General features: G+C 73.1%; 6 protein-coding genes. 1 reads left to right on the top strand and 5 read right to left on the bottom strand.

The features are described 5' to 3' along the window. Positions 1 to 167: 167 nt before the first annotated feature. The 5 genes from ACFRKB_RS31120 to ACFRKB_RS31100 form a co-directional block, all read right to left on the bottom strand. Positions 168 to 1055 carry a FadR/GntR family transcriptional regulator gene (locus ACFRKB_RS31120; RefSeq protein WP_383109944.1) on the bottom strand — a complete coding sequence of 296 codons (888 nt, stop codon included), beginning with the start codon at positions 1053 to 1055 and terminating at the stop codon, positions 168 to 170. A gap of 160 nt (positions 1056 to 1215) precedes the next feature. Next, entirely contained in the window at positions 1216 to 3021 is a 1806-nt protein-coding gene (locus ACFRKB_RS31115) for an ABC transporter ATP-binding protein (RefSeq protein ID WP_383109943.1), read from the bottom strand. 141 nt (positions 3022 to 3162) lie between these two features. Then, entirely contained in the window at positions 3163 to 3927 is a 765-nt protein-coding gene (locus tag ACFRKB_RS31110; RefSeq protein ID WP_030350139.1) for an NUDIX hydrolase, read from the bottom strand. A 118-nt stretch (positions 3928 to 4045) separates the two neighbouring features. Beyond that, a complete protein-coding gene (locus ACFRKB_RS31105; protein ID WP_383109942.1) occupies positions 4046 to 6106 on the bottom strand; it encodes a glycogen debranching N-terminal domain-containing protein in 2061 nt (686 codons plus the stop codon). Between the two features lie 115 nt (positions 6107 to 6221). Then, complete coding sequence (locus tag ACFRKB_RS31100; RefSeq protein WP_383109941.1) at positions 6222 to 7514, bottom strand: DUF4192 domain-containing protein; 1293 nt, start codon at positions 7512 to 7514, stop codon at positions 6222 to 6224. 110 nt (positions 7515 to 7624) lie between these two features. On the opposite strand from ACFRKB_RS31100, the gene ACFRKB_RS31095 reads away from it, so the two are divergent. Then, on the top strand, positions 7625 to 9796 hold the full coding sequence (locus tag ACFRKB_RS31095; protein ID WP_383109940.1) for a RecQ family ATP-dependent DNA helicase: 2172 nt from the start codon (positions 7625 to 7627) through the stop codon (positions 9794 to 9796). The last annotated feature ends 195 nt before the right edge of the window (positions 9797 to 9991 follow it).

Genomic DNA, 9991 nt, shown 5'->3' with positions numbered 1-9991 from the left:
TCTGTACTCCTGTTGTTTACCGCCATTCCCCGGTGCCCTTACAAAAAATAAATTTGCAAAAAATTCACCTTAGGGGTTTTTTACCCCCCCAAAAGGGGGTCGCCGCCCCCCGGGGGCCCGCCGACACACGATGCGTACATCCCCGTACGCCCGGCCTTCGGCGGCGTTCAGTGCTCGCGCGGCGCCGGAACGACACGCTCCACTTCAGGCTGCACGGTGAGCAGTTGACGCATGGCCGATTCGGCGGCGTGGGCGTCTCCGGTGGCGAGGGCGTCGACGATCCGCGCGTGATGGGAGAGCGACGCCTCGGTGGGCCGGTCGCATCCGGTGACCGGGCCGCCGGAGACCTGGAGGGCCGCCGAGACGATCCCCGAGAGGTGCTCCAGCATGCGGTTGCCGGCGAGCTGGATCAGCAGGGAGTGATATTCGGCGTCCGCACGCGAAAAAGTGATCGAATCACTCTGCGCGAGGGCGTGGCTCATGATCCCCACCATGTCGGAGAGCCGCTGCTGGACATCCGCCCGGCCATGGCCGGCCGCCAGCCGTGCGGCGAGCGGCTCGATCGTCCAGCGCAGCTCACTCAGCTCGCGGCGCTGGTCGTCGCGCTGCGGCCCGAAAGCGCGCCATTCGATGATGTCGGGGTCGAGCAGATTCCAGTCGCTCACCGGACGGACACGGGTACCGACATTGGGCCGGGCGCTCACCAGGCCCTTGGCCTCCAGCACGCGCAGCGACTCCCGCACCACCGTGCGGGAGACCTCGAAGCGCTGGCCGATCTCCTCGGGTACGAGCGGCCGGTCGGCGCCCAGATCACCGGAGACGATCATCTGGCCGAGCTGCTGGACGAGTTGGCCGTGCAGCCCGCGGCCGCGGCTGCTCGTCGTACGTCGTCCCACCCGGCCCAAGTCGGTGTCGGCGCCGTCCCAGACGGGGGCGGCGACACGGTCGGCGCCGGGCGCCTCAGCGAAGGGGTAGCGGTCGAGTTCACCCGGCTCGGCGAGGCCGGACTCGACGGAACGGGCGGCGGTCATCATGGTGTGCGCAAGGGTACTCACGCATCCTTTGTCGGCGTTGCTTCCGCGACCCTTGAGGTCTTTGGTGAAAAGCACACGAAAGGGTGATCGGCGCTCACCCCTCGATTGACGCCTTATCGGAAAGAAGCGGGCGTTATCAGGGGAGTTGCGAACACCGGGGAACGGTCCGGTCGTTCCATGGTCACCAACGGGCCCTACGGCGAAGGCCGGTGAGCAGATATGCGCAGAGGAGGGCCGAGAGCGACAACACCAGGGCCGCGGCGACGGGTTGGGCGACGAGTCTGGCCGTGGCCATCAGCCAGTGGTCGGCCTGACGGGGCCAGTCCAGCCAGGCCAGCTCACGCAGCCGGCCCGGGAGTCCGGCGACCGAACGCGTGGACGGACCGGCCAGCGCCCGCTGGACCAGCGGTACGACCAGGGTCGGTACGGCGACGACCACGGTCACCCCCGCCGCCGTGACCCGGAAGACCCCGGCCCCCAGCAGTCCCGCCCAGGCGCAGCCGACGGTCAGTCCGGCCCAACCGGCGCTCAGCGCGAACCAGTTGCCGGGCACCGGCACGGCGTCGGCGCCGTACACCAGGCGCAGCGCCCCGGCGTCGGCGGCGACGGTCAGGAACGCGAGCGCGAGGGCCGCCGCCGCTGTCACGACCAGCTTGGCGGCCAGCAGGCCGAGACGGCGCGGGACGGTGCCCCGCGCACCGGCGAGCGCCGGGTAACGGAACTCGTCGCCGAACGAGTACGCCCCGAGCACCCCCGCGCCGAGGGCCGCCGGCGGCAGGGGCAGGATCGCGGGCCAGGCGGCGAGCAGACCGGCGAGCGGGGTCCGTCCGGTGCGGGCGAGCAGCACGGCGAGGGCCACGGACGCGACGAGGACGACGACGGCGATCAGTGTGGTGGTGCGGATCCCGAACATACGGCGGAGTTCGTAGCGCAGCGGCCGGAGAGGGCTGCGTACCGGCCCGGACGAGAGCGGCTCCGGGAGCGGACCGCGGTCGTGGTCCGGAGGGGGGCCGTCCTCGTAGCCGTAGGAGTAGTCGGGGTCAGGGGCGGGGCGGTCATAGGCGGGCGCGGGTACGGGCACGGGCGCGGGCGCGGAGACCGGCGCGGGACCCGTGTCGCCGAACTCGTCGGCGAGCTGATGGACGAGGACGCCGTTGCGGAAGGCGGTCTCACCGATCTCCGGGCAGCTGCTGCCATAGACGGTGAGCACACTGCCCACCCCGGGATCGGAGACCACTTCGACGGAGCGCCGGCCCGCCCGGGCCTCGCGGGTCAGCGCGTCGGCGAGACGGGCGGCGTGCGGAGTCCTGACGGCGACGCGGGGACGCAGCCGCGTGCGGGCGAAGGAGACCACGTCCTGGTCGGCGACGAGCCGGCCCTCGTCGATCGTGACGACGTGATCGGCGGTGCGCGCGGCCTCCTTGGCGTCCTGTGTGGTGTAGAGAACGGTGCCGCCGTGGTCGGCGTGCGCGCGCAGCAGCCCGAACAGCCAGCCGCTCTCGCGGGGTGACAGATCGGCGGACGGCGCGTCGAGCAACAGCGTGTGCGGATCCCCCAACAGCGCGGAGGCGAGCCCGAGTCTGCGGTCCATGCCGAGCGAGAGCGAGCCGAGCCGTTCGTCGCGCAGACCGCCCAGCCCGACGACATCGAGGAGTTCGTCGGCGCGCGACGCGGGCACTCCGGCCGCGGCGCAGAGCATCCGGAGCTGGCCCTTGACGGAGCGCGCGGGGTGGCCCGGCACATCGCCGAAGAGCACCCCGATCTCGCGGGCGGGATGGACGATGCGGTGGAGGGGGCGACCGCGGAAGTAGGTGACTCCGCGACCTGGTTCGAGTTCGAGCATCAGCCGGAGCGCGGTGGTCTTGCCCGCGCCGGGGGCGCCGAGAAGCGCCGTGACGGTGCCGGACCGCGCCTCGAAGGTCAGATCGTCCACGGCGGGCGGGAGGTCTCGACGGGGGTTGCTGGTCAGTCCGATGGCCTGGAGCATCGCTTCTCTCGCGGGGAGGTGAGACCGCTCGGCGGCAGGGTGGGTACCGCAGCAAGATAACGCGACATGTCCGACTTGTGGCGCAGGGTGGCGTCCCCGGGTGTCAGACGTCCGGCACGCGGCCGTCCACACGCGGCCCCGTCAGACCTCCGGGCGCAGCATCGGCGGGTTGAGTACGGTCGCCCCGCCGGCCCGGAACAACTGGGCGGGCCTGCCGCCCTGCCGGGTGGTGGTCCCGCCCGACGGGACGAGGAATCCCGGGGTACCGGTCACCTTGCGGTGGAAGTTGCGCGGATCGAGCACCACGCCCCACACCGCCTCGTACACCCGGCGCAGCTCACCGACGGTGAACTCGGACGGGCAGAACGCGGTGGCGAGCGAGGAGTATTCGATCTTGGAGCGGGCCCGTTCCACCCCGTCCGCGAGGATCCGGGCGTGGTCGAAGGCGAGTTGGGCGGGCTGTTCGTCCTCGCGGGCGAAACCGCCCTCCTGGTTGAGCAACGCGTCCACCGGGGCCCAGCGGGCGCTGTTGGCGTCGCCTCCCGCGCGGGGCGCGGGAAGGTCGGGCGAGAGCGCCAGATGGGCCACGCTGACCACCCGCATACGGGGATCGCGCCCGGGATCCCCGTAGGTGGCGAGCTGTTCGAGATGGGCCGCGTTCCCGGGCGCCGGGGAGACCGGGTCGTGCGCGCACAGGCCGGTCTCCTCGGTGAGTTCACGCGCCGCCGCCTCGGCGAGATCCTCGTCCGCCCTGACGAAACCGCCCGGCAGCGCCCACCGGCCCTGGAACGGTGGCTCCCCGCGCCGCACCACCAGCGCGCAGAGCGCGTGGCGGCGCACGGTGAGCACGACCAGGTCGACGGTGACAGCGAACGCGGGGAAGGCCGACGGGTCGTAGGGCGACATGCCGCGATCATAGTCGTCTGCCTGACGATAAACACTCCTTCCGTCCTTCGCGCTACCTACTTCTTCGCCATCTTCATGATCTTCACGTCCCCGGCCCCGGCCCCGGCGCCCGCCCGGCTCAGACCCCCAGTTGAAGGCCGGGCGCCGCCTCCTCGACCATGCCGAGCCCGAGCGCGCTGACCCGTACGGAGAAGGGCTCCTCCGCCACCCGCAACCCGGTGAGCTGTACCGCCCCGAGCGGGGCGCCGCGGACCGGGCGCAACGCGACGGTGCGCGCGGGCGCGTCCGGCCGGATACCGGCGAGCGCTGTGAGCAACTGGATCCCGGCCGCCGCGGCCACAGCCGCAGGACGGCACGCCGCGGGGTGCGGTACGGGAGCACCGCCCGCGGTGCGCCGCTGCCCCGCGAACATCTCGGGGAGCCGGTGTCCGAACGCCTGCGCCGCGTCCAGCACGCCCCGGAGCAGGGAACCCGCCTCCTCCTCGTATCCGGCCGCGATCAGGCCCCCGATCGCGACGGCTGACTCATGGATCCGTACCGCCCCCGCGCGGTGGCCGAACGGATTGTGTCCGGGCTCCTTGCACCCGAGGCCGCGCAGCCCCCACCCCGAGTCGAGGTCCGCCCCCGTGAGCATGGCGACCAGCCGCTCGGTCTCCGCCGCGTCCAGCAGTCCCGGGGCCTGCTTCCCTCCGCCGAGCAGACCCGTGTCCAGGAGATGGGCGGTGCTGGCACTCGCGTGGGGAACCAGTCTGCCGTCGGAACACCGCGCCGCGGCCGGGCGACCGTCGGTGGACTCGTCGGCGCAGAACGTCCGCCGGAACCGCTGCCGCAGCGCGCCCGCCCACTCCCGCCAGCCGTCGGCCCCCGGCCGGCCACAGGCCTCCAGCAGATCGGCCCCGAGCAGCGCGGCGCGGTGTGCGTGGGCCTGGGTCTCGACGCGCCGGGGCCCGGTGGGGCCCGGCTCCCCCAGCAGTCCGTCGGCCCCGAGGGCGGTGCGCAGCCATCGCAGACAGCGCTCCGCCGTGGGGAGCAACTCGGCGAGGTCGCCCTCGGGAAGCCCCCAGCGGCGCGCCTCGGCGAGGACCACGGGGAAGGCGAGCGTCGCCTCAACTCCCGTACAGCTCGGGGGCAGATGCGGCCCGGCGTCCCGCAACGGTCCGGGAATGCGCCCGAAGTCGCGTCCGGGGCCGCGGAACTGCGTACGGGCGAGCGTACGCATCGTGCCTGCGGCCAGCCGCGTGCCGAGCGGAAGAGCCATCCGTACCGCCCAGAGCGCTTCCGCCGCCGGCGGCCCGCAGCGCCAGGGAACGCCCGCGGCGGGGTGGACATCCGTGGAACCGCCGGGGCCGCGCAGCAGAAGTGCCCCGAGATCGCCGAGGCTCGCGGCGAACAGCGGCCGCACCCGGGGATCGTCGCCCTCGGCGCTCGCCTCCGGCAGGGGATTGCTCGCGGTCCGGCCGGTCGGCCGCGCCGGCCGGTCCGTACGGATCCGCAACTCGATGGTGCGGGAGGCCCCGGGCGCCAGCTCCATCTCCCAGCGGAGCAGTCCTGCCGAGGCCAGCGCGTCCTGCGGGGCCGGGTCGGCGGCGACGACTGCGTGTCCGCCGTCGGCCGCGGCCCAGCGCAGTCCCGCGGCATGGACGCTCGCCGGGAGTTCGGGCCCGGCGCGGCCGACCGCGATCGCGGCCAACTGCGCCAGATCCGTCCCCAGAGTGATCTCCACCGGGAACCGGCGGACTCCGCGGGCGTAGCTGTGCACCGTGATGCGTTCGGTGCCGTCGGCGTCCCGCAGCCGCTCGACGCTGATCTCCGGATCGGGTCCGGCGTCCGCGGGCGTACGGACCACCGCGCTGAACCGCGCCCGGTCGGCGGCGACCAGCCCGCCCTGCATCGGGAGAGGGGCCCGCCCGGCGATCCGCAGCAGACAGCGGGAGAGGAGCCGGCGGCCCGACTGGTAGAAGCCTTCGAGCCCCTGGCCGGTGAGTTGGCCGTGCTCGGCCGAGACGGCGAGACACGGCAGCGCGACGCAGAGAATCGCACGGTGTACGTCGGGCAGCTCGCCATGGGGCAGGGCTCCGCTCCGTACGGCCGTGGAGGGTGCGGCACGGGACGGCGCGGCCCGCGACCACTCGCCGCTCGATGTGCCGGGGGTGTGTGAGGGAAGGGCGGTGAGGGCCATGGGTGGTCTGCTCTGCCTTCTGTGCGCTCCGGGGAGCCGCGCGGTGTACGGCGGCGCGGCTCGTACGACTTCGCCACAGAGGTGAACGGCTGCCCGGGCGGCCGGGTCACGGCTCTCATCGGCCGCTCCTGGTCCCGCGCCGACCAGTGCGCCTGGCACCCCGGCCGCGCACGGCGGGCGCACCGGACGCGGGCCCCTTGGGCGGAAGTGCCTTCCTGGGGACGGACCGGCGCACCGGACGGAGCTTGGGCCGCCCACTCGTCCCGCGCGGGCCCGGCAGCGCCCGCGCGGCGCGCTCCTCACGCAGACAGCGGCGCAACGTCTCGGGGTCGAGCCCTTCGTTGCACGCCTGATGGAGCAATCGCGCGAAGACGTACTCGGGATCGAGCCGCAGGGCGAGTCCCAGGGCGACCCGCGCGCTGGGCTCGTCACCGGTGGACCAGGCGACCCAGCCTGCCAGGGTCAGCGGGGCCGTCGCGTGCTCGGCGTACGGACCGACACAGCGCCGGGACAGCGCGCGCCAGAGCCGCAGGGCGGGCGCGGCCTCGGGCCCCTCCATCCACTCCGCGGCGCGGTCGCGGGTCTCCCTGTCCTGGAGCCCGAGGATGACGGTGGCCGCCTCCTCGTGGGTGATGAGCCGGTCGTCCTCGGCGTCCGTGCCGGCCGGACCTCCGCCCGGCGTCTCCTTCAGCCGCCCGATCAGGGCGCGCGCCAGCCGCAGTGTCTCCTCACCGACCCGTTCCCGGCTTCCGCCGCTCAGAATCCGGGGCACGAGCGCCGCGCCCGCGTCGTCCAGTGCCCGCTCCTGCTCCTCCGCTGCCGGCGTACGCCAGGGTTCCAGGCGGGCTTCCATCTCCCGCAGCGATCCCCGTACCTGGACACCGGCGTACGCGGCGGCCGCGGCCATCACCGACGTACCGGGCAGGGCCAGCCCGGTCCCCTCGGGCGGACAGCAGCGGACATCCGGGCAGCAGTAGGACCAGAAGCGTCCGTCGGAGATGCAGAGCGCCTCGTGCACGGGGACGTCGAGGCTTCCGCAGGCGGTGCGCAGCCGTTGTGCGAGGGGGCGCAGCCGCTCCATCACCTGCCGGCCCGTCTCCCCCGCGCGCGGGTCCTGGCAGAGGAAGACGACGATTCCCTCGGGACGGCCGCCACGCCGCTCGCTGCCCTCGATCAGGCACTCGGCGAGCTGATCGGCCACCGGCGGCCATTCCTTCGGCGAGCGCGGGATGCCGAGCCTGAGCCGCCCGCCGAAGCGGCCCCGCTCGCCCTGGAGCGCGACCATCACAATGGAATCGGTGGGGTGGAATCCGAGCAAGTACGGGAGAGCGTCGGCGAGTTCCGCGGGACTGCGCAGGGTGATCTGCTGCTCGTCGGCGGGTCCGGTCGGTTCGTGGTGCTTGTTCATGGCTCGACGGTCCCGCGCCGGGCCGGATCCCGCGACCCCTGTGGATAACGTTATCCACAGGCTGGTCGGCGCATTCGCGGTTTGTCGGAGCCATCGGGTTGCATGGGTGCATGACCAACGCAGACCGCTCGGCTCTCCGGGCCTCGGCCGACTCCGTCCTCGCCCGCCTCGTCGGTGACACCACCGGCACCGCCCGGCTGCGCGAGGACCAGTGGCGGGCCATCGAGGCGCTCGTCGCCGACAAGCGCAGGGCGCTGGTCGTCCAGCGCACGGGCTGGGGCAAGTCCGCGGTGTATTTCGTCGCGACCTCCCTGCTGCGCGGGCTCGGCGCGGGACCGACCGTGATCGTCTCGCCGCTGCTCGCGCTGATGCGCAATCAGGTGGAGGCGGCGGCGCGGGCCGGGATCCGGGCCCGGACGATCAACTCGTCCAACGCGGAGGAATGGGAGACGATTCAGGACGAAGTGGCCGCCGGCGATGTCGATGTCCTGCTGGTCAGCCCGGAGCGGCTGAACAATCCGGACTTCCGCGACCAGGTCCTGCCCCGGCTCTCGGCGGCCACGGGCCTGCTGGTGGTCGACGAGGCGCACTGCATCTCCGACTGGGGCCATGACTTCAGGCCCGACTACCGGCGGTTGCGCACGATGCTCGCCGAACTGCCGGTGGGCGTGCCGGTGCTCGCCACGACCGCCACGGCGAATGCCCGGGTGACGGCCGATGTCGCCGAGCAGCTGGGGACGGGGGCGGGGACGGACGCGCTGGTGCTGCGCGGGGCGCTGGACCGGGAGAGTCTCAGCCTCCATGTCCTCAAACTGCCGGACGCGGCACACCGGCTGGCCTGGCTGGCCGATCATCTGGGCGAGCTGCCCGGCTCCGGGATCATCTACACACTGACGGTCGCCGCGGCCGAGGAGGTCACGGCGTACCTGCGGCAGTGCGGGCATACGGTCGCCTCGTACACCGGCCGTACGGAGAACGCCGACCGGCAGCAGGCCGAGGACGATCTGCTGGCGAACAGGGTCAAGGCGCTGGTCGCCACGTCCGCGCTGGGCATGGGGTTCGACAAGCCCGATCTCGGATTCGTGGTGCATCTCGGTTCGCCCTCCTCCCCCATCGCCTACTACCAGCAGGTGGGGCGTGCGGGCCGTGGGGTGGAGCATGCCGAGGTGCTGCTGCTGCCCGGCCGGGAGGACGAGGCGATCTGGAAGTACTTCGCCTCGGTCGCCTTTCCGCCCGAGGAGTTGGTCAGGCGCACGCTCGATGTCCTGGGCCGCGCGGACCGGCCGCTGTCGCTGCCGGCCCTGGAGCCGCTCGTCGAGCTGCGGCGTACGCGGCTGGAGACGATGCTGAAGGTCCTCGATGTGGACGGGGCGGTGCACCGGGTGAAGGGCGGCTGGACCTCGACCGGCCGGCCATGGGTGTACGACACCGAGCGGTACGCCTGGGTGGCGCGCCAGCGGGAGGCCGAGCAGCAGGCGATGCGCGACTACGCGTCGGCGACCGCGTGCCGGATGGAGTTCCTGCGGCGGCAGTTGGACGACGAGGAGGCGGTTCCCTGCGGGCGCTGCGACAACTGCGCGGGGGCGCGGTTCGAGGACAAGGTGACCGCCGCCGCCCTCGATGCCGCCCGCGGCGAGCTGGGCAGGCCGGGCGTGGAGGTGGAGCCCCGGAAGATGTGGCCGACCGGGCTCACCGCCGTCGGCGTCGATCTCAAGGGCCGTATCCCGCAGGGCGAGCAGTACTTCCCTGGCCGCGCGCTGGGCCGGCTGTCGGACATCGGCTGGGGCAACCGGCTGCGGCCGATGCTCGCGGCCCAGGCCCATGACGGGCCGGTTCCGGACGATGTGGTGACCGCCGTGGTGAGTGTGCTCGCCGACTGGGCGAAGGGGCCCGGCGGTTGGGCCTCCGGCGTGCCCGACGCGCCGGCCCGGCCCGTCGGGGTGGTCACCATGGCCTCGCACGGCAGGCCCCAGCTCGTGGGTTCGCTCGGCAGCCGGATCGCGGAGGTCGGCAGGATGCCGCTGCTCGGCACGGTCGCGTACGCGCCGGGGGCGGCCGACTCCCGGATCTCCCGCACCAACAGCGCCCAGCGCGTACGGGCGCTGCACGAGACGCTGACCGTACCGCCCGAGCTGGCCGCGGCGTTGGTCTCCGCGGGCGGCCCCGTGCTGCTCGTCGACGATCTCTCGGACAGTGGCTGGACGCTCGCGGTGGCTGCGCGGCTGCTGCGCAGGGCCGGAGCGGAGGGTGTGTTTCCGCTGGTCCTCGCCGTTCAGACGTGACGTGGAACGGCACCAGTGGCGCGTTCAGGCGGGGATATGGCTGCCATATCCGCTCATTCCGGACGACGGCGCCAATTGCTCGTTGCCGCATGCCGATACGCCAGCGAGAATTGGAACCGCCCCCGCACGGCCTTTCAAGGTCCGTCAAGGCCGTGCCGCGGCGCGCCCCCATCCGACCCAGCCCGCACTGTGGGC

It is taken from the genome of Streptomyces scopuliridis (genome assembly GCF_042790125.1).
In the GTDB taxonomy this organism is placed as follows: Bacteria; Actinomycetota; Actinomycetes; order Streptomycetales; family Streptomycetaceae; genus Streptomyces; species Streptomyces scopuliridis_A.
Note: the sequence above shows the minus strand (reverse complement) of the source record. Positions and strands in the feature narration are given on the sequence as shown.